Annotated in this window: 23 protein-coding genes, 1 tRNA gene and 2 pseudogenes; 6 read left to right on the forward strand and 20 right to left on the reverse strand. The window is 67.8% G+C overall.

The window, feature by feature from the left end; all coding sequences use genetic code 11:
* The first annotated feature begins 3 nt into the window (after positions 1-3).
* Entirely contained in the window at positions 4-771 is a 768-nt protein-coding gene (locus OOZ48_RS09300) for an ABC transporter ATP-binding protein (protein ID WP_269497510.1), read from the forward strand.
* A 63-nt stretch (positions 772-834) separates the two neighbouring features.
* Here OOZ48_RS09300 and OOZ48_RS09305 read toward each other — a convergent pair whose 3' ends face one another.
* Positions 835-1,323, reverse strand: coding sequence for a GNAT family N-acetyltransferase (locus OOZ48_RS09305; RefSeq protein ID WP_269498182.1), 489 nt, complete (start codon positions 1,321-1,323; stop codon positions 835-837).
* Positions 1,303-1,887: pseudogene (locus OOZ48_RS09310) on the reverse strand (YqiA/YcfP family alpha/beta fold hydrolase); the annotation flags it as partial. The pseudogene OOZ48_RS09310 and the gene OOZ48_RS09305, both read right to left, overlap by 21 nt.
* A 134-nt stretch (positions 1,888-2,021) precedes the next feature.
* Here OOZ48_RS09310 and OOZ48_RS09315 point away from each other — a divergent pair.
* Together OOZ48_RS09315 and OOZ48_RS09320 are read left to right on the forward strand one after the other, a co-directional pair.
* Positions 2,022-2,705: a helix-turn-helix domain-containing protein gene (locus tag OOZ48_RS09315; RefSeq protein ID WP_269497511.1), complete on the forward strand. Its 684-nt coding sequence runs from the start codon at positions 2,022-2,024 to the stop codon at positions 2,703-2,705.
* A gap of 31 nt (positions 2,706-2,736) precedes the next feature.
* A complete protein-coding gene (locus OOZ48_RS09320; RefSeq protein WP_269497512.1) occupies positions 2,737-3,681 on the forward strand; it encodes a DMT family transporter in 945 nt (314 codons plus the stop codon).
* On the opposite strand, the gene typA is transcribed toward OOZ48_RS09320, so the two are convergent.
* The 8 genes and pseudogenes from typA to scpB all read right to left on the reverse strand — a co-directional run.
* Complete coding sequence (gene typA, locus OOZ48_RS09325; RefSeq protein ID WP_269497514.1) at positions 3,633-5,453, reverse strand: translational GTPase TypA; 1,821 nt, start codon at positions 5,451-5,453, stop codon at positions 3,633-3,635. The genes OOZ48_RS09320 and typA overlap by 49 nt on opposite strands.
* A complete protein-coding gene (gene truB, locus OOZ48_RS09330; protein ID WP_269497515.1) occupies positions 5,450-6,205 on the reverse strand; it encodes a tRNA pseudouridine(55) synthase TruB in 756 nt (251 codons plus the stop codon). The genes typA and truB overlap by 4 nt, the downstream gene beginning before the upstream one ends.
* A gap of 34 nt (positions 6,206-6,239) precedes the next feature.
* Positions 6,240-6,650 (reverse strand): 30S ribosome-binding factor RbfA, encoded by a 411-nt coding sequence (rbfA, locus tag OOZ48_RS09335; protein ID WP_269497516.1) that lies wholly within the window; start codon positions 6,648-6,650, stop codon positions 6,240-6,242.
* A 7-nt stretch (positions 6,651-6,657) separates the two neighbouring features.
* Entirely contained in the window at positions 6,658-9,459 is a 2,802-nt protein-coding gene (gene infB, locus OOZ48_RS09340) for a translation initiation factor IF-2 (RefSeq protein ID WP_269497519.1), read from the reverse strand.
* A gap of 57 nt (positions 9,460-9,516) precedes the next feature.
* Positions 9,517-10,998 carry a transcription termination factor NusA gene (gene nusA, locus OOZ48_RS09345; RefSeq protein ID WP_269497520.1) on the reverse strand — a complete coding sequence of 494 codons (1,482 nt, stop codon included), beginning with the start codon at positions 10,996-10,998 and terminating at the stop codon, positions 9,517-9,519.
* Positions 10,995-11,468, reverse strand: coding sequence for a ribosome maturation factor RimP (rimP, locus tag OOZ48_RS09350; protein ID WP_269497521.1), 474 nt, complete (start codon positions 11,466-11,468; stop codon positions 10,995-10,997). Before rimP ends, nusA begins: the two co-directional genes overlap by 4 nt.
* Positions 11,469-11,678: 210 nt before the next feature.
* Positions 11,679-13,220 (reverse strand): pseudouridine synthase, encoded by a 1,542-nt coding sequence (locus OOZ48_RS09355; RefSeq protein WP_269497523.1) that lies wholly within the window; start codon positions 13,218-13,220, stop codon positions 11,679-11,681.
* A 98-nt stretch (positions 13,221-13,318) separates the two neighbouring features.
* Positions 13,319-13,915: pseudogene (gene scpB, locus OOZ48_RS09360) on the reverse strand (SMC-Scp complex subunit ScpB); the annotation flags it as partial.
* 75 nt (positions 13,916-13,990) lie between these two features.
* On the opposite strand from scpB, the gene OOZ48_RS09365 reads away from it, so the two are divergent.
* Positions 13,991-14,067 (forward strand) — tRNA-Met (locus OOZ48_RS09365).
* Between the two features lie 25 nt (positions 14,068-14,092).
* The gene (locus OOZ48_RS09370) at positions 14,093-14,251 is read left to right on the forward strand and encodes a hypothetical protein (RefSeq protein WP_269497525.1); all 159 of its coding nucleotides are present in this window, start codon (positions 14,093-14,095) and stop codon (positions 14,249-14,251) included.
* A gap of 159 nt (positions 14,252-14,410) precedes the next feature.
* Here the strand turns inward: OOZ48_RS09370 and OOZ48_RS09375 are convergent, their stop codons facing one another.
* From OOZ48_RS09375 to OOZ48_RS09415, 9 genes are all read right to left on the reverse strand, one after another.
* The gene (locus OOZ48_RS09375) at positions 14,411-15,838 is read right to left on the reverse strand and encodes a 4Fe-4S binding protein (protein WP_269498184.1); all 1,428 of its coding nucleotides are present in this window, start codon (positions 15,836-15,838) and stop codon (positions 14,411-14,413) included.
* Between the two features lie 5 nt (positions 15,839-15,843).
* Entirely contained in the window at positions 15,844-16,701 is an 858-nt protein-coding gene (locus OOZ48_RS09380; RefSeq protein WP_269497526.1) for an FTR1 family iron permease, read from the reverse strand.
* Positions 16,702-16,722: 21 nt separating this feature from the next.
* Positions 16,723-17,067, reverse strand: coding sequence for a cupredoxin domain-containing protein (locus OOZ48_RS09385; protein WP_269497528.1), 345 nt, complete (start codon positions 17,065-17,067; stop codon positions 16,723-16,725).
* The gene (locus OOZ48_RS09390; RefSeq protein ID WP_269497529.1) at positions 17,067-17,603 is read right to left on the reverse strand and encodes an iron transporter; all 537 of its coding nucleotides are present in this window, start codon (positions 17,601-17,603) and stop codon (positions 17,067-17,069) included. The genes OOZ48_RS09385 and OOZ48_RS09390 overlap by 1 nt, the downstream gene beginning before the upstream one ends.
* 151 nt (positions 17,604-17,754) lie before the next feature.
* Positions 17,755-18,327 carry a polyhydroxyalkanoate synthesis repressor PhaR gene (gene phaR / locus OOZ48_RS09395; protein WP_269497531.1) on the reverse strand — a complete coding sequence of 191 codons (573 nt, stop codon included), beginning with the start codon at positions 18,325-18,327 and terminating at the stop codon, positions 17,755-17,757.
* A gap of 8 nt (positions 18,328-18,335) precedes the next feature.
* Positions 18,336-19,073 (reverse strand): acetoacetyl-CoA reductase, encoded by a 738-nt coding sequence (gene phbB / locus OOZ48_RS09400; RefSeq protein ID WP_269497532.1) that lies wholly within the window; start codon positions 19,071-19,073, stop codon positions 18,336-18,338.
* Between the two features lie 23 nt (positions 19,074-19,096).
* Positions 19,097-20,698, reverse strand: coding sequence for a PHA/PHB synthase family protein (locus tag OOZ48_RS09405; protein WP_269497534.1), 1,602 nt, complete (start codon positions 20,696-20,698; stop codon positions 19,097-19,099).
* A 138-nt stretch (positions 20,699-20,836) separates the two neighbouring features.
* Entirely contained in the window at positions 20,837-21,619 is a 783-nt protein-coding gene (gene pgeF, locus OOZ48_RS09410; RefSeq protein ID WP_332108271.1) for a peptidoglycan editing factor PgeF, read from the reverse strand.
* Positions 21,616-22,587 (reverse strand): RluA family pseudouridine synthase, encoded by a 972-nt coding sequence (locus OOZ48_RS09415; RefSeq protein WP_269497535.1) that lies wholly within the window; start codon positions 22,585-22,587, stop codon positions 21,616-21,618. Before OOZ48_RS09415 ends, pgeF begins: the two co-directional genes overlap by 4 nt.
* An 88-nt stretch (positions 22,588-22,675) precedes the next feature.
* Here OOZ48_RS09415 and OOZ48_RS09420 point away from each other — a divergent pair, with 88 nt between their 5' ends.
* Positions 22,676-23,482, forward strand: a complete 807-nt coding sequence (locus OOZ48_RS09420; RefSeq protein ID WP_269498188.1) for an outer membrane protein assembly factor BamD — start codon at positions 22,676-22,678, stop codon at positions 23,480-23,482.
* Here OOZ48_RS09420 and OOZ48_RS09425 read toward each other — a convergent pair.
* On the reverse strand, positions 23,479-25,479 hold the full coding sequence (locus OOZ48_RS09425) for an ATP-dependent DNA helicase (RefSeq protein WP_269497537.1): 2,001 nt from the start codon (positions 25,477-25,479) through the stop codon (positions 23,479-23,481). The genes OOZ48_RS09420 and OOZ48_RS09425 overlap by 4 nt on opposite strands.
* Between the last annotated feature and the right edge of the window lie 72 nt (positions 25,480-25,551).

The raw sequence follows: 25,551 nt of genomic DNA on the forward strand, positions 1-25,551 counted from the left end.
ACCATGTCCACACTCGACGTACAAAACATCCACAAGCGCTACGGCGACAATGAGGTCCTCAAGGGCGTGTCCCTGAAGGCCGAAGCGGGCGACGTGGTCTGCATCCTCGGGTCCAGCGGATCCGGCAAATCGACGTTTCTGCGCTGCATCAATTTCCTTGAGAAACCCAACCAGGGCACCGTTACGCTCAACGGCGAGACCCTCAAGATCGTCACCGACCGGCGCGGCGAGCCCCACGCCGCCGACCTGGACCAATTGCGCCGGCTGCGTTCGAAGCTGGCCATGGTGTTCCAGCACTTCAACCTGTGGGCCCACATGAACGTGCTGGGCAACGTGATCGAGGCGCCCATCCATGTGCTCGAGGTCGGCCGGGCCGAGGCCATCGAACGCGCGCGCCACTACCTCGCCAAGGTCGGCCTGGATCCCAAGCTGGAAACCCAGTATCCCTCGTCGCTGTCGGGCGGCCAGCAGCAGCGCGTGGCCATCGCCCGCGCCCTGGCGATGGAGCCCGAGGTCATGCTGTTCGATGAGCCCACCTCGGCCCTGGACCCAGAGCTGGTCGGCGAGGTCCTGAAGGTGATGCAAAAGCTGGCGGAGGAAGGACGCACCATGCTGGTGGTGACGCACGAAATGGGTTTCGCCCGCAACCTGGCCTCGCAGGTGATGTTCCTGCATCAAGGCGTGGCCGAGGAGGTCGGCCCGCCCTCGGCGATCTTCGACAAGCCGCAAAGCCCGCGGCTGCGGCAGTTTTTGTCGGGGAACTTGAAATAGGGTTGGGCGCCCGCGCGCGGGTAGGTGCCGGGCTCTGAGACCCGCATTCGGGAAACAGTAATCCTAGCCGTGGGGAAAGCGCAACCGCATCATCACGTGCGGAATACCCGCATCCATGAAGGTCTCGCCCTCCTCGACAAAGCCGTGGCGGGCATAGAACGGCCGGGCCCGCAGTTGCGCGGCCAGGGCCACCTCGCGATCGCCGCGTCGCCGGGCTTCGTCCGCCAGCGCCGACAGCAGCGCTGAACCGACCCCCTGGCCCCGCCAGGGGGCGCGCACCGCCATGCGGCCGATATGGCCATCGGGCAACAGCCGACCGGTCCCGATGGGCCGTCCGTCGGCGGCATGGGCCACGGCATGCACGCATTGCGCGTCCATGTCGTCCAGCTCGATCTCGGGAGACACGTACTGTTCGAGGACGAAGACCTCGCTGCGGATGCGCGAGGCCTCGGCGCCCAGTTGCGCCCAGGTGCCGACGACCACGCGCGGCGCGGTCGCGATGCGCCCGGAGGCCGCGCCAGCCGGCGTCTCGCCGAGCGCGAACGCCAGCACCTCGGGCAGCCAGTCCGCAAAATCCGCAATACCGTGGTCGCTGCCCTCGATGATGCGCTGCCGGCATCCGGCGTAGCGTTCGCGCATCTCGCGCCAGTCCAGGACCTCGTCGCCGGTGGCCGCCAGGAGGAAGTAGCGCGCCGGATCCAGTTGCGCGGGAATTCCGGCTTCGGCCAGGGCCAGTTCGTCGATGTGGACCGGCAGGAATTCGAAAGGCTCGTCGCCGTGGAACGTCCGGTGCGCGCCGACCTGCGTCGCCAGGTCGCGGGCGGCATGGACGACCGGGTTGAGCACGGCGGCACGGCACCGCAGGCGCTCGGCGAGCCAGGTCGCGTAGAATCCGCCCAGGGACGAGCCGACCACCGCCAGTGCATCCCGGCGCCCGCCCGCCGCCAGCCATTCCTCGGCCCGTTGCAGGGCCAGAGCCATCGCAGCGCGCGGGCTGGCCGGCAACTGCGGACACCACCATTGGTCCTGGAGCCCGCGCCGCGCCAGCGCGGCGGCCATCAGGCGTGCCTTGTAGGACTGTGGCGAAGAGCGGAATCCATGCAGGTAGAGAATCATGAGGGGCCTGTGATCGGAGGCAGGCGGTTCGCAACCGCCCACCGGGTTCGCATCCGGCCATTGTAGAGCGAAGCCTTCCAGCCTCCCGCCGCTTTCGAAGTAAGATTGACGAGTTTCCCGCCCGACGGCGCGCCATGCTCCTGATCCACCCGAACAGCTCGATCCGCAGCTACGACAGCCAGATGCACACCCATGCGCACGACCACGCGCAGGTGATGGTGCCGCTTGCCGGGCGCATGGAACTCGAGATCGCCGGCCGCGCCCACTATGTGGATGCGTCCCGCGGCATGATCATTCCGGCCGGCGCCTCGCACGCCTATTCGGCGCGTTCAGGCACGCGCGTCCTGGTGATCGATGCGCGGGATCAGCGGGGCCTCGAGCGGTTGCGATACTTCACGCTCACGCCGGCCTGCCGCGCGCTCGCCGCCCTTCCCGATCCCTGCGAACAGCTCTCGCGGCTGCTGGCGCTGCCATCCGTCCTGCCCTCCCGCCGCGAGCTGGATCCGGCATTGCTGGACCGTGCCCTCGGCCAGGCGCTGCATGAAGACTGGTCCACGGCGCGCATGGCCGCCCTGTTCCATCTCAGTCCGCAGCGCTTCCATGCCCGCCTGTCGGAACTCACGGGCCGCACGCCGGGTGCCACCCTGCGCGAACTGCGCCTGGAGCGCGCCACGCGCCTCCTGAGGGGCGGCATGGCCCTGGAGGCCGTCGCCGCGCAGGTCGGCTATCGCTCGGGCAGCGCCCTGGCCTATGCCCTGCGGCGCGACCGGCAGACCGGCACCCGCGCGCTGCGCCAAAGCTCGAGCGTCTCTCGATAGTTCCTCGTTCCACGTCTGCCATCATGGCGACATGGAAAGAATAAACGCACGCACCACGAACTCGGCCAGGGGCATCGTCCTGGTCCTGTGCGCGGGCATCCTGTGGGGCACCACGGGTACCGCGCAGAGCTTCTCACCGGCCGGCCTCTCGCCCTACTGGGTGGGCGCCCTGCGGCTGTCGATCGCCGCCGCGTTCTTCGCCGCCTATGCCGCCATGGGACCGGGACGGATCACGGCATCGCTGGCAGGCATCGACTGGCGCCGCGCCATACTTGCCGGCGCCTGCATGGCGGGCTACAACCTGGCCTTCTTCGCAGGCGTCAAGGCGACCGGCGTGGCGATCGGCACGGCCCTCGCCCTGGGCAGCGGCCCGATCTGGGCGGGCCTCCTGCAGATTCCCGGCGGCGGCGCGCCGTCGCGCGGATGGTGGGCGGGCACCCTGCTAGCGGTGGGCGGGGGCATCCTGCTGGTCCTGGGCCGCGGCGGCGCCTTGCAGGCCGACCCGGCGGGCGTGGCGCTATGCCTGGCGGCAGGTTTCGCCTACGCCCTCTATGCCATCCTCAACAAGCACATGGTCCACCGGGCGGAGCCCGCCATCGTGACCCTGGCGGTATTCTCGGTGGCCGCGGCCATCGCCTTGCCCGCGGCGGGGGTTTGGGCGGGACCCCTCGACATCACTGGCCGGGGCTGGGCGATCGTGGCGTTCCTGGGCATCGCCGCCACGGGTGTGGCCTACCTGCTGTTCAGCAGCGGCTTGCGGGGCATCACGGCCGCCAGCGGCGTCTCGCTGGCGCTCATGGAGCCCGTCACCGCGTTCCTGCTGGCCATCGTGGTGGTCGGCGAACACCCGGGCCTCGCCGCCTACGCCGGCCTGGCCGCCCTGCTGGGCGGTCTGGCTCTCGTCATCCGCTCTGAAGTGGCGGTCGATCAAGCCGATTCGCGCAGGCTGCGACGGCGTTCGTGCTCCTGCAGATAGCGCTTGCGCAGCCGGATGGATTTCGGCGTGACCTCGACCAGTTCGTCGTCGGCGATGAATTCGACGGCGTACTCCAGGCTCATCTCGATGGGCGGCACCAGGTCGATGTGCTCGTCCTTGCCCGAGGCGCGCACGTTGGTGAGCTTCTTTTCCTTGATGGGATTGACGACCAGGTCGTTGTCGCGCGAATGGATGCCGATGATCATGCCTTCGTACACCGGGTCCTGGGGCGACACGAACATCCGGCCGCGTTCCTGCAGCTTCCACAGCGCATAGGCGACGGCGGTGCCGTTGTCCTGGCTGATCAGCACGCCGTTGCGGCGCTCGCCCACGCCGCCCTCGCGCATGGGACCGTAGTTGTCGAAGATATGGCTCATCAGGCCGGTGCCGCGCGTCAGCGTCAGGAACTCGCCCTGGAAGCCGATCAGCCCGCGCGCGGGGATGCGGTATTCCAGGCGCGTACGGCCGCGGCCGTCGGCCTGCATGTCCAGCAGATCGCCCTTGCGGCGACCCAGTTCCTCCATCACGCCGCCCTGGTGGCTGTCCTCGACGTCCACGGTCAACAGCTCGTAGGGTTCGTGGCGCACGCCGTCGACCTCCTTGAACATGACCCGCGGGCGGGACACCGCGAGTTCGTAGCCCTCGCGGCGCATGTTCTCGAGGAGGATGGTCAGGTGCAGCTCGCCGCGCCCGCAGACCTCGAACACCGTGTCGTCGTCGGTGTCGTTGACGCGCAGGGCGACGTTGGCCTTGAGCTCGCGGTCCAGGCGGTCGCGCAACTGGCGGCTGGTGACGAACTTGCCTTCGCGGCCGGCCAGCGGCGAGGTATTGACCATGAAATTCATGGTCAGCGTGGGCTCGTCGATGCGCAGCAGCGGCAGCGCCTCGGGCATGGACGGATCCATCAGGGTGCAGCCGATGCCGATGTCCTCGATGCCGTTGACCAGCACGATGTCGCCGGCCTCGGCCTGCTCGACCAGTTCGCGGTCCAGGCCCTTGAACTTCAGCACCTGGTTGACGCGGCCCTTGAACGAATCGCCCTCGGGACCGAACTTGACGAGTACGTCCTGCCCGGCGCGCAGGCGGCCGCGGTTGATGCGGCCCACGCCGATCTTGCCGACGTAGCTGCTGTAGTCCAGGGAAATGATCTGCATCTGCAACGGCCCCTCGGGATCGTCGTCGCGCTGGGGCACGTACTGCAGGATGGCGTCGAACAAGGGACGCATGTCGCCCTCGCGCACGTCGTTGCTCAGGCCCGCGTAGCCCGACAGGCCCGAGGCGTAGATCACCGGGAAGTCCAGCTGCTCTTCGGTGGCGCCCAGTTTGTCGAAGAGATCGAAGGTCGCGTTGACCACATAGTCGGGACGGGCGCCGGGGCGGTCCACCTTGTTGACCACCACGATGGGCTTGAGGCCCAGCGCCAGGGCCTTGCGGGTGACGAAGCGAGTCTGCGGCATGGGGCCTTCGACGGCGTCGACCAGCAGCAGCACGCCGTCGACCATGGACAGCACGCGTTCGACCTCGCCGCCGAAGTCGGCGTGGCCCGGGGTGTCGATGATGTTGATGTGGGTGCCCTGGTACTCGACCGCGCAGTTCTTGGCGAGAATCGTGATCCCGCGCTCGCGCTCGATGTCGCCCGAGTCCATGACCCGTTCCGACACCTGCTGGTTGTCCCGGAAGGTGCCCGACTGGCGCAGGAGCTGGTCGACGAGAGTGGTCTTGCCGTGGTCGACGTGGGCGATGATCGCCACGTTACGCAAAGCGCGTTTCATGCGAAGTCCTCTGGTTTGATGACCGCCGGCGACAGGGAGGCCGGCAGTGCGTGTAAGGGGATGAGGGCCGATTGCGGCGCCTCCATGGCCTGCAAGGCGTCGAGCCCGATCGAGCGTTCGATGTCGAAAGGGCCGATGCGGGTGCGGCGCAGGGCCGCCAGGTGCGCGTAGCACCCCAGGGCGCGGCCGATGTCCTGGGCCAGTGTGCGGATGTAGGTGCCCTTGCTGCAGTCCACGCGCACGACCGCCTGCCTCGCCTCGCATGCCAGCAGGTCCAGCGCGTGTATGGTCACCCGGCGCGCCGGACGCTCCAGCTCGATGCCCTGGCGCGCATATTCATACAGCGGCTTGCCGTCGCGCTTGAGGGCCGAGATCATCGGCGGCACTTGCTCGATCGGCCCGCGAAACCGCGCCAGCACCTCCTCGAGCCGGTCGCGCTCGACCCCCGGGAAATCATCGGGCGCACGCCCGGTCACGACTCCCGTGCAGTCGCCGCTGTCGGTTTCCTCGCCGAAGGCCAGGGTCGCCACATAGGTCTTGTCGGCCTCCAGCATGGCGCCGGAGATCTTGGTCGCACGGCCGAAGCAGCACAACAGCAGACCCGTCGCGAAAGGGTCCAGGGTGCCGGTATGGCCCGCCTTGCGCGCATCGACGGTGCGCTTGGCGCGCTGCAGGGCATGGTTGCTGGACAGGCCCTCGGGTTTGTCCAGCAACAGGACACCGTCGAGCAACTGCCCGCGTCGAGTAGCCATCGTTCAATCCGTCCAGGGTGGAGACGACAGCCCGTCAGGGCGTGCCGTCGGGGTCTTCGAGCTCGGGGATGTCGGAAGCGCCCGCTTGCGGGCGGTTGGCCCGGTCGATCAGTTGCGTGAGTTCGATGCCGCGTGCCAACTGCACGTCGTGCACGAAGCGCAGCGTCGGCACCGTATGGATGTGCAGCAGCTTGAAGAGCTGGGAATGCAGCCATCCGGCCTTTTCATTCAGGGCCTGGGCCGCCGTCTCGGGCTCGGCGCCCAGCACGGTGAAATACACCTTCGCATGGGCATAATCGGCCGACAGGTCCACGCCCGTGAGCGTGATCAGGCCCGCACGCGCGACGTCCAGCTCGCGCTGGACGAGGCCGGCCAGGTCCTTCTGGATCTGGTCGGCCAGCCGCGTGTTGCGGCCGGTGCCGGGTTTGGTCTTATGACGGGCCATGATGGGTCTACAGCGTCCTGGCGACTTCCTTGATCTCGAAGATTTCGAGCTGGTCGCCGACCTGGATGTCGTTATTGCCCTTGAGCGTGATCCCGCAGTCAAAGCCCGACTTGACCTCCTTGACGTCGTCCTTGAAGCGGCGCAGCGAATCGATCGAGCCGCTCCAGTGCACGACGTGGTTGCGCAGCAGGCGCACCTGCGAATCGCGCCGCACCAGGCCTTCGAGCACCATGCAGCCCGCGATGTTGCCCACGCGCGACACGGTGAAGACCTCGCGGATCTCGACCAGACCGATGACTTCCTCGCGCTTCTCCGGCGCCAGCATGCCCGAGAGCGCATTGCGCACGTCGTCGATGGCGTCGTAGATGATGTTGTAGTAGCGCAGATCGATGCCGTTGGCCTCGGCCAGTTTCTTGGCGCTCTGGTCGGCGCGCACGTTGAAGCCGATGATGACCGCATTCGAGGCGATCGCCAGATTGACGTCGCTTTCGGAGATGCCGCCGACGGCCGCATGCACGACCTGCACCCGGACCTCGTCGGTGGACAGTTTCAGCAGGGAGGCGACCAGGGCTTCCTGGGACCCCTGCACGTCGGTCTTGACGATGAGGGCCAGCGTGCGGGCGCCTTCGCCCAAATTGTCGAACATGGACTCGAGCTTGGCGGCCTGCTGGCGCGCGAGCTTGACGTCGCGGAACTTGCCCTGGCGAAACAGCGCGATCTCGCGCGCCTTGCGCTCGTCGGCAAGCACCATGACCTCGTCACCCGCCCCCGGCACCTCGGCCAGGCCCTGGATCTCGACCGGCGTCGACGGGCCGGCGGACTGGGCGGGCTTGCCTGTGTCGTTCAGCATGGCGCGCACACGGCCATAGGCCACGCCCGCCAGCACGGCGTCGCCGCGATGCAGGGTGCCGCTCTGGACCAGGATGGTCGCCACCGGCCCGCGCCCCTTGTCCAGGCGCGCCTCGATGACGATACCCTTGGCGGGTGCTTCCACCGGCGCGGTGAGTTCGAGGATTTCAGCCTGCAGCAGGACGTTCTCGAGAAGATCGTCGATGCCGGCCCCGGTCTTGGCCGACACGGGCACGAAGGGCACGTCGCCGCCGTATTCCTCGGGCACGACCTCCTCGGCCACCAGTTCCTGCTTGACGCGCTCGGGGTTGGCCTCGGGCTTGTCGATCTTGTTGATCGCCACCACCAGGGGCACATTGGCCGCCTTGGCATGGTGGATGGCTTCCTTGGTCTGGGGCATGACGCCGTCGTCTGCCGCCACCACCAGGATCACGATGTCGGTCGCCTGGGCGCCGCGCGCCCGCATGGCGGTGAAAGCCTCGTGGCCCGGAGTGTCGAGGAAGGTCACCATGCCGCGGTCGGTCTTGACAGCGTAGGCGCCGATGTGCTGCGTGATGCCGCCGGCCTCGCCGGTGGCGACCTTGGCGCGCCGGATATAGTCCAGCAGCGAGGTCTTGCCGTGGTCGACGTGGCCCATGACGGTCACCACGGGCGCGCGCGGCAGGGCTTCCGCCTCCGCCGAGGCGGAATCCTCGAGGAACGCCTCGGGATCGTCGAGCTTCGCGGCGATGGCGGTATGGCCCAATTCCTCGACCACGATCATGGCCGTTTCCTGGTCCAGGATCTGGTTGATGGTGACCATCTGGCCGAGCTTCATCAGGTGCTTGATGACCTCGGCGGCCTTGACGGCCATCTTGTGCGCCAAGTCGGCGACCGAGATCGTCTCGGGGACGTGGACCTCGCGGGCGATGAACTCGGTATGCTGGACCTCGTTCTGTTCGACGCGCTGGCGCCCCTGGCGCCCCTGGCGGCCCTTGGCGCCGCGGCCACCAGCCTTGCCGCCGGCCCGCCAGGCGTCCCGGCCCGCGCCCGGCGACAGCGTCTCGGCCTTGGAGGCGGGTTTCTTGCGCCCGCCGTCATTGGCCCAGCTGGAGGACACGTCCGAGGTCTTGATGATTTTCTTGCCTTCGGTTTCTTTCTTGGGCGTGCTGCGGGTGCCCGCGGGCTTGTGCAGCGTCCCGGTCTTGGTTTCTTCGGGCTCGGGCGCACGCAGAACCTTGCGCGGACGGCTGAGCATCTCGCGCAGGGCCGCGGCCTCGGCCTCGGCGGCGCGGCGCGCTCGATCGCGCTCGGGATCCGCGGGCGCGGCGGCGGGCGCCGCGCGGCGGGCCTTGCCCGGGGACGGCGCCGCGGGCGCGGGCGCCGGGGCGGGTTCGGACACCTCGGCCGGGGCCTGTGGCTGCTGCACAGGCTCGGGGGCGGCCGCCTCAACGGGGGCTTCGGCGGGCGCGGAAGGCTCGGCAGGCGGCGGTGCGACCTCGGCTTCGGCTTCGATGGGCGCGGAAGGTTCGGCGGCCGGAGCCTCCGGCGCGGCGTCCTCGACCTGCATGACCGGCTCGGGCGCGGGCGCGGATTCGGCCTGCGGCGCGGATACCTCCGGCTCGATGGCCGCGGGCGCCGGCGCGGCGGCGCCTTCGGCCCGGGCGGCCTCGAGCATCTCGGCCGGATCGCGCTTGACGAAGACGCGTTTCTTGCGAACCTCGACCTGGATGGTGCGCGAACGTCCCGAACCATCGGCCTGATGGATCTCGCTGGTCTGGCGACGGGTCAAGGTCAGTTTTTTGCCCTGGCTGGTGCCGTGCGAACGCTGCAGGGCCTCCAGCAAGGCGGCCTTGTCCGCATCGGTCACGCCGGCATCCACCGATTTGAGCTCGACGCCGGCCGAGCGGAATTGTTCCAGCAGCACGTTGGCGGGCATGTTCAGCTCTTCGGCAAACTGAGCGACGGTGTTACTCGGCATTCGACTCTCTCTTTATCACTACTATTTCAGACAATGGCGCATGGGGGACGGCGGCGATCAGGCCTCGTCCTCGAACCAATGCGCCCTTGCCTGCATGATCATGTCGCTGGCGACATCCTGCGACAGACCCGTCATATCCGCCAATTCGTCGGTGGCGAGCTCGGCGAGATCGTCCAGCGTCGTGACGCTGTTCTCGGCGAGCGTGGCCACCAGCGCGGCATCCATGCCCTTGATCTCGAGCAGGTCGCGCGCGGTCTGAACGCGTTCCTCCTGGGCGATGGCCTCGGTCAGCAAGGCATTGCGCGCGCGTGTGCGCAATTCGTTGACCGTGTCCTCGTCGAAGGCTTCGATCTCGAGCAATTCCTGCATCGGCACATAGGCGACTTCCTCGAGGCCGGTGAAACCCTCGTCGATCAGGATGTCGGCGACCTCCTCGTCGACATCGAGCCTGGAAATGAAGGTATGGCGCAGCGCGGCACGTTCCTGTTCCTGGCGGTCCTGGCTTTCCTCGGGCGTCATGATGTTGATCTGCCAGCCGGTGAGCTCGGAGGCCAGGCGCACGTTCTGGCCGCGCGCGCCGATCGCCTTGGGCAGGTTTTCCTCGTCCACGACGACATCCATGGCGCGCTTGTCCTCGTCGACCAGGATGGACACCACGTGCGCCGGCGCCAGCGCGCCGATCACGAACTCGGCGGGATCGTCGGCCCACAGGACGATGTCGACCTGCTCGCCGCCCAGCTCGTTGCGCACGGCGGTGACGCGCGACCCCCGCATGCCGACGCAAGTGCCGATCGGATCGATGCGCTTGTCGTACGCCACCACGGCGATCTTGGCGCGCACGCCTGGATCGCGGGCCGCGGCCTTGATTTCGAGCAGCCCCTGCTCGATCTCGGGCACTTCGTTCTCGAAGAGCTCGCGGATGAACTCGGGCGCGGTGCGCGACAGGATGACCTGCTGGCCTCGCGCGGCGTAGTCGACCTTCATCACCCAGGCACGCACCCGGTCGCCGGCCCGGATGTTTTCCTTGGGAATCATCTCGGTGCGCGGCAGGCGGGCCTCGACCTTGCCGATCTCGATGATGGCGTCGCCCTTGTCCAGGCGCTTGACCGTGCCCGACACGATGGTTTCGCCGCGATCCAGGAAGTCATTGAGCACCTGCTCGCGCTCGGCGTCGCGGATCTTTTGCAGGATCGCCTGCTTGGCCGCCTGGGCGCCGATGCGGCCGAACTCGACGGGCTCGAGGGGTTCCTCGATGTACTCGCCTTCCTGGATGCCCGGCACGATCTCCTGGGCCTCGGAATGGAGTTCCTGCTGGTCGGGTTCCTGGAGGCCGGCCTCGTCGGGCACCACCAGCCAGCGGCGGAAACCCTCGTGCTCGCCGGTCGTGCGGTCGACGGATACGCGAATGTCGGCGTCTTCCTTGAAGCGCTTTTTCATGGCCGATGCCAGGGCGCTCTCGAGGGCGCCGAAGACGACCTCGCGCTCGACGTTTTTCTCACGCGCCAGGGCGTCGACCAACAGAAGAATTTCGCGACTCATCGCTTCTTACCTTTGAAATCAAGAACCGGATCCAGCTTGGCCCGATCCACATCGTCGAAAGAAAACGCCAGCACCCGCGACTGGCCTGGCGGCGCCTCGTATTCCAGGCTCAGCGAGGTTTCGGCATCCGCATCGGCAACCCCCAGGATGCCGGTAAAGACCTTGCGGCCTTCGACCGGCTCGCGCAGGCGAACCTCGATGCGCTGCCCGGCGAATCGCACATAATCGCCCAGGCGGCGCAACGGCCGGTCGACACCGGGCGAACTGACCTCGAGACGTTTGTAATCGATGCCCTCGACCTCGTATACGCGGGACAACTGCCTGGATACCTGTTCGCAATCCTCGATGCGCACCCCTTCCGGGCGATCGATGGTCACGCGCAACAGCCCCAGGGGCGCGCGTTCCACATCCACCAGCTCCATATCGAGCCCCAGCATCGCCTGCTGGGTGACCGCAAAGATATCCGCCATAAATTCCAAAAAAAAGGGGCTGTCCAGCCAGCCCTTTGTCGATGCCCCTGGGGCCGCCAAAGCCATGCCTGCCACCAGGCGCTACGGCAAGGCCCCGGGAAAGACAGCCGCGCCGACCGCGATGCAAGGATAAAGGCCTAGATCACAATCCAAAAGGGCTGTAAAGCCTTACATTATAACAGAATAACGTCCGGCTACAGCACTTTCGATTCACCTGCGGCCCAGGCGCCCGAGCTGCGATTCATGCGCGTGCGCGCCCTTGGGTTGACGCTCGCCCTGGCCCGCACCGCGGGCCTTGGGCGCACGGTTGCCGGCGGTCTTGCGAGGCGCCTTGGGTCCGGCGCCCGCCGCCTTGGCCGGGCGCTTGCGCCCGCCGCCCGACGGCCCGGGCTTGGCCGTGGCTGTCCCGGAGGCCCCCTGGGCGGCCTTGGGATTTTTCTTGCGGCCCTGCCCGCCCTTCTGGCCGGCCTTGGGCTTGGGGCCATCCGGATGGCCGTTGGCCAGGCCGCCACTGATCAGCAGGCCCGGCGTAAAGGGATCCAGCCCGCCCGCGCGGCCGCCCGAGACGCGGCCGCGGCGGTTGAGGCGCGCGCCGTTCTGGCCGTTCTGGCCGGGCGTCCCGAACCCCGGCGGCAGCGCGCTGGCGTGGGACAGGGGCTGGCGCTCCAACTGCTGGTCGGTCTCATCGGAGGCCTCGCGGATCAGGCCCAGGCGCAACATCAGGGCGCCGACCATCTCGGGCTGCAGTTCCTCCCAGCGGCCCCGGCGCAGGGAGGACGGCAGGACCACGTCGCCGAAGCGCGTGCGGATCAGCCGGCTGACCGTCACGCCCTGGGATTCGAACATGCGCCGGACCTCGCGATTGCGGCCCTCGCTGAGCGTCACGCGATACCAGCGATTGCTGCCCTCGCCCCCCAGGTATTCCAGGCTGCCGAACTGCGCCATGCCGTCCTCGAGCGCGACGCCCGCCGTCAGGCTGTTCTGCTGCTCGGGGCTGAGTTCGCCGAGGACGCGCACGGCGTATTCACGCTCGGCGCCATAGCGGGGATGCGACAGGCGGTTGGCCAGGTCGCCCGACGTGGTCAGAATCAGCAGACCTTCGGTATTGATGTCGAGGCGCCCCACCGACAGCCACTTGCCGCTGCGGATCTTGGGCAGGCGGGCGAACACCGTGGCGCGGCCGCCCGGATCGTCGTGGCTGACGATCTCGCCGGCGGGCTTGTGGTAGAGGATGATGCGCGGCGGCTTGTTGGCCTTGGGCCGGGTGATGGGCTTGCCGTTGATGCGGACTTTGTCGTCGGGCCCGACGCGCTGGCCGATGTGGGCGGGCTCGCCGTTGACGGACACGCGCCCCGCGATGATCAGCTCCTCCATGTCGCGCCGCGATCCGATGCCCGCATCGGCCAGGACCTTGTGCAGCTTGGGCTGCAGGGTATCGCTATTGAGGTATTTGTCCAGGCGCTGCGCGGTCTTGGACGCATGCTCCAGATAGGACAGCGCGCGGGCGGCTTCCTCGTGGGACCCTTCGTCCACGGCGGGCGCCGCGCCCGCGGGGGCCTTGCCGGACTCGCCTGCCTCGGCATCCCCGCGCCGCCGGCGAAAAGGCGTGCGCAGCTTGCGGCCACGCTGGCGCTGGGGCGCGCCGGCCGCGTCCTTCGGCTGTTCGGCCTCGGGGGCGGTCTTCTGCGCCTCGGTCGTTTGCGGGAGGGGGGCGTGATCCGATCGAGGCATCGCTTCGGTGTCTGAGGTCATGGGGTCCAGTGGCTCCTTTTTCATTGATTCAAATTGTCGGTATCCAGATGATCGTCCGGCGGGAACGGCCGCGCATGGCGCGCTGTTCACCCAGCGGGGCTGGCGGCCGATTCCTCGGCCGGCGCGCCGGCAGGGTCCGCCGTCTCCGGCTCGAGGTTGAGGGCGCTCAGCGCCTCCTCGGCCTGCACGGAATCGAGCGCCGGCAGTTCGTCGAGCGCCCGCAGTCCCAGGTCATCCAGGAAACGCCGCGTCGTGCCGAACAGGGCCGGGCGTCCGGGCGCATCACGGTGCCCGAGGACCTCGATCCAGCCGCGCTCCTCGAGGGTGCGTATGATCTGCGCCGACACCGACACCCCGCGCACGTCCTCGATGTCGCCGCGCGTCACCGGCTGGCGCCAGGCAATGATGGCCAGGGTTTCGAGCACGGCGCGCGAATAACGCGGAGGTTTCTCGGGGTTTAGCCGTCCCAGGTAGCGCTGCATGTCGGGGCGACTCTGGAAACGCCACCCGCCGGCCAACTGGATCAGTTCGAGGCCGCGCTCCTGCCAATCCATCTGGAGTGTCGCCAGATGGCGGCGGATGTCGTCGCCCTCGATCGCATCGTCGAAGAGCCTGCGCAGTTCGGGCACCGTCAAGGGTTCGTGCGCGCACAGCAGAGCTGCCTCGAGTATGCGATGGACTTCTGTATCCGTCATTTTATCTTGAACTCGCGTTTATTGCTTGCGTACTTGCTTGCATCCACAATACTTGCTATTATTCTTTTTTCCAGACGCGGGGTGGAGCAGTCTGGCAGCTCGTCGGGCTCATAACCCGAAGGTCACAGGTTCAAATCCTGTCCCCGCAACCAGTCTTCGGATCGAGGCCATTTGCTGATGCAAATGGCCTTTTTCCTTGGCGGCCCCGGAAAGGCCAAAACCTTGCACATCGACTGTCACGACGCAAGGCCCGTGCCGGGCCGGCACGCCATCAGGCCAAGCCTGCGGGAAAATGCCGGAAAAAACACGCCGGATAAAAACACCGAATATGAATGAGCCTGGAGGCGGGCCCGCCCATACGGCGGACGCACGGGGCGCAAGTCCGTCGACCATGGGTCCATGCCTGCGCCATTCCGGGATTCGGCGCGCGATGCGCCTGGAAAGTGTCGCTATTACAACATCCGCAACACGACATTGCAATAGCGCGATGCGCCCCTACCACACTGCAAAAAACAGCACCCACGCCACGCAAAACGGCGCCAGGCCCAACCCGACCATGCCGACCGCCGTGGCGCGCACCGGCCAGCGCCGGCAACGCAAGCCGGCCAGGCGCCATTCGAATCGCAGGCTCCAAGCCAGGGCCAGGCCCAGCAGAAGGAAGCGCACCGCATTGGCCCAGCCCGTGGGCACGCCTTCGTGGTGCAGCAGGGTCAGCGTAGTCGCCGACAGGCCCAGGAACACCCCGACCCCGCCGGCCGGGATCAGGCCCTGCGCCAGTTTGTGCACCCCCGCGAGCCGCCCGCGCAGCAAGCGCCCGGACGCATCCAGCACGCCCGGGCGCCGCCTTGCCGGCAAGATCCGATCCGCCAGCCACAGGCCGGCAAAGACCGGACCGCCCACGCACAGGGCGGCACCCGCGATGAACACGAGAACCACCGCCCCGTCGAGCCAGCTGAAGCTATCGTTGACCTCCGGATAGTGCGTCAGGATGAACCAGGGCGCATTTTGCGCCAATGGCCAGTAGACGTCGTGCTCGACCAGCCAGGTCGCCGCCGTCTGCTTGATGGTCACGAACCAGGGGCTGGCGCTCCAGAGGAATGCGCCGACCGCCAGCCCCATGAGGCCGAACACGATCAGCGCGGTCTGCCAGCCATCGCCTTCGGCCACGCCAACGATCTCGGCCTCCGGCGAGCGCGCGCTGAGGGCGATCGCTCCGCGGTAGTCGCTGCAGCGCCCGCACATGTGGCATTCGGCGGCGCCCTTCATGTGGCGCAGCGGCAGCAAGGGCGCACAGTTGATCGATTCGATCCGGCGCACGGGCCGGCGCCAGGCGTGGGGGTCGACCCGGTAATGCCAGGGCGCGAGCTTTGCGAGCAGGTTGAACACGCCGCTGACCGGACAGAGATACTTGCACCAGACCCGCTTTTCACGCCCGTACAGCCAGCCGATGATCATGGCGGCGACCGTGGAGCCGCCCAGCACGGCCGCCGCCGCCCACGGGTACTGATAGACACTGACCAGTTGGCCGTAGATCGTGGTCAGCGCGAACGCCACGAAAGGCCAGCCGCCCCAGCGCATCCAGTGCGGGATGGCGCCGCCGCGCCCGTGCCCGCTGGCCCATTCGGTCAAGGCGCCCTCCGGACAGAACAGGCCGCACCAGGCCCGGCCGAACAGCGGGATCGATACCAGCACGAAGGGCCACCAGACGCCCCAGAAGGCAAACTGGGCCAGGATCGTCAGGTTGTTGAAGACGGAGGCCGTGCGATCGGGCAGCGGCAATATCGCCGGCACCGCCAGCAAGAAGACGTAAACGCCCACGATGGCCCATTGCAGCCTGCGGATCGCGCGCTGGTGGTCCCTGAGGACATCCCCCACGCGCGCGATGCGGGCACGAAATCCATGCCCCATCGGGATCCGCGGCATCGGAGTCATGCCGCCGAATCGCCCACGGGCGAACCCGGCTGCGCGGCCGCCGGACGGGAAGCGCGTCGCAGCACGCCGAGCGCGACCACCCAGTAAGCCAGCCAGATCAGGACTTGCGACAAGGCCGGATAGGCGCGATAGCCGGCGAAATCCGCGAGGACCTTGCCCAGGCCCCCTGCGGTATCCAGCAGCCAGGAGGTATCCCAGGCAGGATCGACCAGCGTGGGCAGGACCTCGAGCGAAATCAGCCGATCAGTGGCCGATACCAGCAAGGCGCCCGCCAGCAACAGCAGCAGGATCTCGGTCACCTTGAAGAACCGCCGCCAGGTGATCAGCCGTCCGCCCAGCTGCAGCACCCAGAACGTCAGCAGCGCGGCGCCGAACCCGATCAGGCCCGCGGCCAGCATCGACGCCAGGCGGCCTTCGTCCCGGGACGACAGAATGACGCCGTAGAGGAACACGACGGTCTCGCTGCCCTCGCGCGCCACGGCGATCATCACCAGGGCGAGCAGGCCCCACCATCGATTGCGGCGAACCATCGTGCCGGCGCCCGTCTGGAGTTCGCGCTTCAGCCCGCGGCCGTGCGCACGCATCCAGGCCACCATCTGGACCACCAGGATGCAGGCGGCCAGCGCCATGAGCGCCTGGAACCATTCCTGTCCGGTGTCCGACAGCCAGGACGCCATGCCCAGCAGGACCAGTGCCAGCAGGCCCGCCAGGACCAGGCCGCACGCCACCCCGCCCCATAGCCACGGCAGGCCGCGGCGTCCGCCGGGATCGTCGCGCAGCCAGGCGTACAGGATGCCCACGACCAGCAGGGCCTCCACGCTTTCACGCCAGACGATGAAGCCGACTTGTTCCATGATGAATAGGGGTGGAATGCCTCACGATCCGGGCATCACGACCAGCGTGCCCTTGACGTCGGGGTGAAAGTCGTCGAAGAACGGATACTCGCCGGGCCGCGACAGCTTGAGCACGACAAAGGACTTGACGCCCGGGCCCAGCACCTTTTCCTTGCGCAGCGGCAGGCTTTCGAACTCGACCGCCTCGGCGCTTTCGTTGATCAGGACGATCTTGAACCGCCCCGCCGGAACCTCGAGGCGCGCCGGCTCGAACGTACCGTCGGCCTTGAAAGTCAGCGTATAGGTCGGCAGCTCATCGGCCCGCAGCGCCGCCGGGCCGAACCCGATCGCCAGGGCGCCCAGCAGGGCGATGAGTCGGATCCTCATCAATAGCCGCCCTTCTTGCCGGTGCCGGCATAGACGAACTCGTAGTGGGTTTCGAAGGTCTTGAACCACGGGGCCACGCCGGTTTCCTTGTCGACGTGGCGGCCGAAATGATTCATCGGGGCCGTCTCGGGCGAACCGATGACGAAGGTCAGCCGGTATTTGCCGGGTCCGTCGAGCTTGACGTTGTCGCCGTAGTGCGGGCCGTCGTTGGCCACCATGGGCATCAGGTCGCCCTTGTGGACCTGGTCGCTGCCCTGCTTCTGCAGCACGTACTGGATGTTCAGATAGGGCGCCCACGCACCCTCGGGCAGGCCGTTCTGGTTGTCGGCGGTCGCATGAATGTCGGCCTCGAGATGGATGTCGGAATCCTTGGCATCGCGCATCACGCCGGCGGGCTCCATCTCGACGGGCTGCAGGTACACGGCCGCGACCTCCAGTCCGTTGATCTCGGTCGGCTCGCCGATGGGATATTCGGCCGCCGCGGCCGAGGCTGCCAGTCCCAGGCCCGCGAACGCCACACACCATTGCTTGATCATCGATGGAACCTCCGTCTTAGCAATAAGAAACAAGATTCATTCTCGTTAATATATCACCAGAAAACCCGCTGGAAACCGACGTCTCCTCAAAAAAATCCGCCTGGGGGGGCGGATCGTGGGTGTGCGGGCCAGGCGCAAGAGCGCCCCTCGGCTATTTCTTTTTGGGCTTGCCCTGGCCCCCGGCCCCGGGCTCGCCGAAGGGAAAGGCCGAGAACATATTGCGAGTCTGATCCTGCATCTGGTCCTGCATCTGCACGAACAGGTTGCGGCTTTGCTCGATGTAGTTGTTCATCATGTTCTGCAGCGCCGGGGTCTGCACGTTCATGAACTGGGCCCAGACCTCCGGGCCGAATTGTTGCTTGTACAGGCCCTGCGACTGCTCGGCCATGCGGTCCTGGATGTCCATCAGGACCTGGATGTTCTTTTCCAGGAACGAGCCCATGACGCCCTGCATCGCATGCCCATAGAACCGGATGATCTGCGACAGCGCCGTCGCGGAAAACATCGGCACCCCCCCGGATTCCTCCTCGAGGATGATCTGCAGCAGGATGCTGCGCGTCAGGTCCTCGCCGGACTTTGCATCCACGACCTGGAACTCCTCGTTGTCGAGGACCAGCTGCTTGACGTCCGCCAGCGTGATGTAGGCGCTGGACTGGGTGTCGTACAGCCGGCGGTTGGGGTATTTCTTGACCAGGCGCACTGCCTTGGGGGTCTGCTGAGCCATGTCGTCCATCAACCCATGTGCAGGCCGCCGTTGAGCGAGAAGTCCGCTCCGGTGGCAAAGCCCGAATCATCCGAGGCCAGCCATGCCACGATCGAGCCGATTTCCTCGGGGGTGCCCAGGCGCTTGACCGGGATCGTCGCCACGATCTTTTCGAGGACATCGGGCCGGATGGCGCGCACCATGTCGGTGCCGATGTAGCCCGGCGATATGGTATTGACCGTGACCCCCTTGCTGGCGACCTCCTGGGCCAGGGCCATGGTGAAACCGTGAATCCCCGCCTTGGCGGTGGAATAGTTGGTCTGTCCGAACTGGCCCTTCTGGCCGTTGACCGAGCTGATGTTGATGATACGCCCCCACTGCCGTTCGACCATGTCGTCGATGACCTGCTTGGTCACGTTGAACAGGCTGTTGAGGTTGGTGTCCATGACCGCGCGCCAGTCCTCGAGGCTCATTTTGCGGAAGACCCCGTCGCGAGTGATGCCCGCGTTGTTGACCAGCACGTCGATCGGGCCGAATTGCTCGCGCACCTGCGCGAAGGCCTGGACCGTGGAATCCCAATCGGAGACATTGCCGACCGATGCGCTGAACGTGTAGCCCAGAGCGGCCTGTTCGCCGAGCCACTTGGCGTGATCGCGGCTGGGGCCGCAACCGGCGACCACGTTGAACCCTTCCTTGGCCAGGCGCTGGCAAATCGACGTGCCGATCCCCCCCATGCCTCCGGTGACGTAAGCCAGTTTCCCGCTCATGTGATTCTCCTTTTGTTGACGCGCTATTCGGCGCGTACCCTCACGTAGTGCCCCGGCGCGGGCTCGAGAGTCCGGTATCGGCGATTGCCCAGCGTATCCTTGGCACGCACCTTGCGGCCGGAATGACCGGACAGCCAGCGCAGCCAATCGGGCCACCAGCTGCCGGCATGCCGCGGCGCATCGCGCTGCCAGGCCTGCGCGTCGACCGCGGCGTCACGTCGATCGCCCTCATCATACGCCCAGTAGCCGCGCCGCCCACGGGCCGGCGGATTGATCACCCCGGCAATGTGGCCGGATTCGCCCAGCACGAAACGCGTATCGCCGCCCAGCACGCCGCGGGAGGCGTAGGCCGACGCCCAGGGCACGATGTGATCCTCGCGCGAGGCGTACAGGTACGCCGGCATGCGCAGGGCGCCCAGGTCGATGGACTGGCCGCAGACCTGGACCGCGCCGGGCGTCTTGAGGCGGTTTTCGAGATAAGTGTTCCGGAAATACCAGGCAAAGAACGGCCCCGGCAGGTTGGTGCCATCGGCGTTCCAGGCCAGCAGGTCGAAGGCGCGCGGGGTCTGCCCCATCATGTAGTTCGAGGCCACGTAGTTCCAGACGAGTTCGGACGGCCGCAGGAACGAAAACGTGGTGCCGAGTTCGCGTGCGGTCATCAGGCCGCCGTCGCCGAACTGTTGCTCACGCGACCGGGCATGGCATTCGTCGACGAAGACGTCGAGGATCCCGGTATCCCGGAAATCGAGGAAAGTCGTCAGCAGTGTGAGCGCGGCCACGGGGTCCTCGCCGCGGGCCTGCGCCAGGGCCAGCGCACTGGCCAGCATGGTGCCGCCGACGCAGAACCCCAACGCGTTGATCTGGTCCTGGCCGCTGATGTCGCGCACCACCTCGATCGCCTGCAGCACACCGTCCTGCATGTAGTCGTCCCAGCCGGCACGTTCGATGCCGTCCGTATCGGAGGCCAGCGGGTTGCGCCACGAAATCATGTAGACGGCGTACCCCGCCTCCAGGGCATGGCGCACGAATGAATTGTCGGCCTGCAGGTCGAGGATGTAGAACTTGTTGATGCACGGCGGCACCATCAGCAGCGGGCGCGCATGCACCTGCCGTGCCAGGGGGCGATACTGGATCACCTGCATCAGCGCGTTCTGGAAAACCACCGCGCCCGGCGAGGCGGCGATGTTTTCCCCGAGGACGAACGCGGACTCGTCGGTCTGGCTGATATGGCCCTTTTGCATGTCGCCGAGCAGGTTGCTCATGCCTTTCAAGAGGGATTCGCCCTGCGTGCGCCAGGCGGTGGCAAGGGCCTCGGGATTGGTGGCCAGGAAGTTGGCGGGCGACGCGGCCTCGATCCATTGCATGACCGCGAACTGCAGGCGCTGGCGTGCATCGTCGCCCAAGTCGGCGGACTCGGCCAGGCGCCGGAGCGCGCGGGCGCCGATCAGATAGGCATGCGCGGCGAACAGGCCCTGCGGACTATCGGCCCAGGCAGGCGAAGAGAATCGCCGATCGTCGGGTGGCGCCAACGCGCCTTGGCGGGCCTGGTCGAACAAGGCCTGGCATTCGCCCATGAAGTCGGCCTGGATGCGGGCGAGGCGATCCGGCGAAATGCCTGGTGGCATCTGCCCTTGAAATCCGTTGCGCTCACCCACTGTTTTCCCCCTGCCTGAATGCGGCCACACGTGGCCGTTCATTGGAAATGATCATGGCGATTCTGACAAATCGTGTCAATCAGGGTAAGTCGCTAGCATCCATGCGCCTCACGGCTGCTCCGCCCTGTCGCCCGTCAACCAGGCGACGGTCGCCTGCCGCCCGGTGCGCGCGGCGCGCCGGTAGGAATAGAATCGCTGCGCGTCCCGGTACGTGCAATGCCCGCTGCATTCGATGTGGTCGACGCCGGCCGCATACAGGCGGTGGCGGGCGATCGCGGGCAGGTCTGCCAGCCAGCGATCGCTGCCCGGGCGCGCCGCGAAGAACGGCGCCGCCGCCGGGTCGGGCGCGACGAATGCCTCGCGGACCTCGGGCCCGACCTCAAAGCTGGCCTGGCCGATGGCCGGCCCGATCCAGGCGCGCCACCGGCTGTCCGCGGGGGCCTTCGGCCGCATCCGGGCCAGGGTGTTCTCGAGCACGCCCGCGGCCAGCCCCCGCCAGCCCGCATGGGCGACGCCGAGCACGCAGCCGCCGTCATCGGCCAGCACCACCGGCAGGCAATCCGCGGTCAGGACGGCCAGCGGACGATTCGGCCGGGTCGTGATCGCCGCGTCGGCCTGGGGCGCCTCGCCACCCGTCCATGCGTCGGCGTCGCACACCTCGATGCCATGGACCTGCCGGAGCCACAGGGGCTCGGCCGGCAGCCCATCCGCAAGCAGCGCGCGATTGCGCAGGACGGCCGCGGGGGCGTCATCCACGTGCAGGCCCAGGTTCAGGCCATCCCAGGGCGCCGCGCTGAATCCGCCCGCCCGCGTACTGCAGAAATAGCGCACGCCGGGCCATGGCAGGCCGCGCACATCCTCGACGACCATCCGGCCCCTATCCACCGTCACTGGTGTTCTCCTGATTGCCATTGGATCGCGCGGCGCACCGCCGCATAGTCATCCGGTACGCCGGCCTCGAACGCCAGCCGCTCGCCCGAGGCCGGGTCGTCGAAGGCCAAGGCGCGCGCGTGCAGCATCTGGCGGGCGGCGCCCGCCAGGGGCCGCCCGCCATAGACGGCATCGGACAACAGCGGATGATGCAGGCTGGCCATGTGCACGCGGATCTGGTGCGTGCGGCCGGTCTCGAGCCTGCAGGCCACCTCGGCGACCGGCGCCTCGCCGGCACGGCCGCGGCGCAGGGTCCGGTAATGGGTGATCGCCGGCTTGGGCGCGATCGGCTGCTGGACGCTCATGCGCACCGGCACCCGCGCATCGCGGCCGATGGCCAGGTCGACGGTGCCCTCGGCATCCGGCCAGCCGTGCGCCAGGGCGAGGTATTCGCGCTTGACGCTGCGCGCCTGCAACTGGCGCACCAGATGAGTCTGGGCAATCTCATGGCGCGCCACCACCAGCAGGCCCGAGGTGTCCTTGTCCAGGCGATGGACGATCCCCGCGCGGGCCACCCGGGCCAGCTCCGGATACCGATGCAGCAGGCCATTGAGCAGCGTGCCGTGCCAGTTGCCCGCGCCGGGGTGCGTGACCAGCCCCGCGGGCTTGTCCACCACGATCCAATCGGCGCCCTCGCCAAGCACTTTGAATTCGACCGGCTCGGCCACGAAGGCGAGGGTCTCGGGCGCGGGCTGCGGCCAGACCTGGATGCGGTCGCCCGAACCCACCTTGGCGCGCACCCGTGCCGCGTGGCCGTTGACGCGCACATGGCCCTCCTCGATCCAGGCCTGCAGGCGGCTGCGGGAATGCTGCGGCATCAGGCGCGCCAGCACCTTGTCCAGGCGCTCGGCCAGCGCCGTGAACGGCAGTTCGAACGTCTCGGGTTCGTCCGCCTCCAGGTCCTCTGTTTCGATATCCGTGTCAGACATGTCGACAAATCATATAATCTGCCAGCAATGCTAACACCCTAAACAAGGACGCTCCGTGACCCTCCGCGACTCGCTTCGTTTCAACGCCATCGCGCGGCGCGCACTGACCGCCATCGCCGTTTTCTGCCTGGCGCTCGCAGCCGGCTGCAGTTCCACCAAGGGCGACGTCGACCCCACCGCCGGCTGGAGTGCCGAGCGCCTGTACCAGCAGGCCCGCGACGACATGAGCGGCGGCCGCTGGACCGACGCCCGCCGCAACCTCGAGGCCCTGGAGGCCCGCTACCCCTTCGGCATCTATGCCCAGCAGGCGCTCATCGACCAGGCCTACGTCAACTGGAAGGACGAAGAGCCCGAACAGGCGCGGGCATCGATCGACCGCTTCATGCAGCAGTACCCCAACCATCCGGGCACTGACTACATGCTGTACCTGAAGGGCATGCTGACGTTCACCCCGCCCAGCGCGGTGCTGTCGAACATCACGCGCCAGGACCCCGCCGAACGCGATCCCAAGGGGCTGCGCGCCTCCTATGAGGCCTTCAACGACCTGATCAAGCGCTACCCCGACAGCCGCTACACCCCCGACGCCCGCAAGCGTGTCGCCTGGCTGGTGAACACCATCGCCGAAAACGAGGTGCACGTCGCCGAGTACTATTACCGGCGCGGCGCCTACGTCGCGGCGGCCAACCGGGCCCAGACCGTAGTCACGGACTTCGAAGGCGCGCCGATCGTCGAGAAAGCCCTCTACCTGATGGTGCTCAGCTACGACAAGCTGCACCTGGACACGCTGCGCGACGACGCCAAGCGCGTACTCGACCAGAATTTTCCGGACAGCAAGTACTACACCCAGGGCCTGGATGCGCCCGTCAACTACTGGAATCCGATCAACTGGTTCTAGTGCTGTTCCGCCGGCGAGTCCGCGCCCGCCTCTGGCGGACGGGCCAGGAAATCGCGCGCGCATTCCGCATCGCGCGTGCGGGCGAACGGCGGCAGGCCGCGCCACAATTGGCGGCCGTAGGGCTTGTCGACCAGGCGGCCGTCGCCCACCATCAGCACCCCCCAGTCCCCCTCTGAGCGGATCAGGCGTCCCGCGCCTTGCTTGAGGACCAGCGCGGCCTGGGGTAGCTGATATTCCATGAACGGATTGCCGCCATCGGCCCGGCAGGCGCTCAGGCGCGCCTCGATGACCGGGTCGTCGGGCGGCGCGAAGGGCAGCTTGTCGATGGCCACCAGCGTGAGTGCGTCGCCGGGCACGTCGATGCCTTCCCAGAAACTGGCGCTGCCGACCAGGACCGCGTCGCCCGCCCGGCGAAAACGCTCGAGCAGCAAGCCGCGCGAGGCCTCGCCCTGGCGCATGACCGGGCGCGCGGGGGCGCAAGCCCCCAGATGCCGCGCCAGCACGTCGGCAACCCGGTCGACGGCGCGCAGCGTGGTGCACAGCACCAGCACCCCGCCGGCACAGGCCTCGACCAGCGGCAGCAGCGCCTGGGCGAAGGCGTCGACGAAGCGGGAATCGCCCGGCCACGGCAGGCCCTGGGGCACGTACAGCAGGCCGCGCGCCGGATAATCGAAAGGCGAGGTCCAATGGTGGGTGACGGCATCCTCGAGGCCGAGCTGGCGCAGGAAATGCCCGAAATCCCCCTGGACCGAGAGCGTGGCCGAGGTCAGCACCCAGGTCTGGCCCGGGCGCCGGAAGCCCGAGAATATCCGCGCCACCGACAAGGGCGCGCGATGCAGCCGCAGCGCCTGGTGCCCTGCCTCGATCCAGCGCACGGCGGCGTCGGCGGCGGGCGCCTCGTCGCCGCGCCCCGGCAGGCGCCATTGCCGCAGACGCTCGAGCAGGCTCTGGGCCGTGCGCGCCGCCGCAGCCAGGTCGGGATGGCGGTCCTCCTGGGATTGCAGGCGCCGCAAGGCCTCGTCCAAGGCTTCGATCAGGCCGTCGAGCTTTTCATCGAATGCCGCAGCCTCGGGCAGGGCCTGGAACGTGGCCCGCGCCCCGGGCAGCAGCCCCACCGGCGCAGCGGCAAGCCGCAATTCGCGCGCCGCCCCCTCGAGGCGCCGGGCGGTGTCGCTCCAGGGCGTCGCCTCGCGCGCATGGGCGAGTCCCGCGGCCTCCATGGCACGCGCGCAATCCAGCACCTGATGCAGGGAGACGCTGTGCCCCAGGAAACGCGTCGCCGTATCGGGCAATTGATGAGCCTCGTCGAAAACCACCATGCGGGTTTCGGGCAGCAGATCGGTGATGCCCTCCTCGCGCAAGGCCAGGTCGGCCATGAAGAGCGCGTGGTTGACCACCACGACGTCGGCCTCCTGGGCGTGGCGGCGGGCCTTGAGCAGGAAGCAGTCCCGCACGAAGGGGCATTCCTGCCCCAGGCAGTTCTCGCGCGTGGAGGTGACGCGATTCCAGATGTCGGCCCCTTCGGGGACCGCCGGCAGGTCGGCCCTGTCGCCGGTGCCCGTTTCGCGCACGAAGCGCTGGATCTCGCGCAACTGCTGGACCTCGTCGATGGATTTCAGGCCGCGTGGATCCTGCCCCAGCCGGTCCAGGTGGTAATGGCAGACGTAATTGCCGCGGCCCTTGAGCAGCGCCACGTCGACCGGCAAGGCCAGCGCCTCGCGCAGGCGCGGGATGTCGCGGTGGAACAATTGGTCCTGCAGGGTGCGCGTGCCGGTGGACACCAGGACCTTGTCGCCCGACAGGAAGGCCGGCACCAGGTACGCCCAGGTCTTGCCCGTGCCGGTGCCCGCCTCGGCCACCAGCACGCCGCCGTCGGCCAGGGCGCGCCCGATGGCCTCGGAGAGCTCGCGCTGGGCGGGACGGGGGCTGTAGCCCGGCATGTGGCGCGCCAGGGCGCCGGACGGACCGAACACGTCGGCCAACTCATCGGGAAACATGGCTGTGCGGTGGAGGAGGAACGGGGAACATGATAGCCGAGGCATTTCGGCCATGGGCCCGCCTTGTGGCAA

The sequence above is a fragment of the Castellaniella sp. S9 genome, assembly GCF_027257175.1.
In the GTDB taxonomy this organism is placed as follows: domain Bacteria; phylum Pseudomonadota; class Gammaproteobacteria; order Burkholderiales; family Burkholderiaceae_B; genus Castellaniella.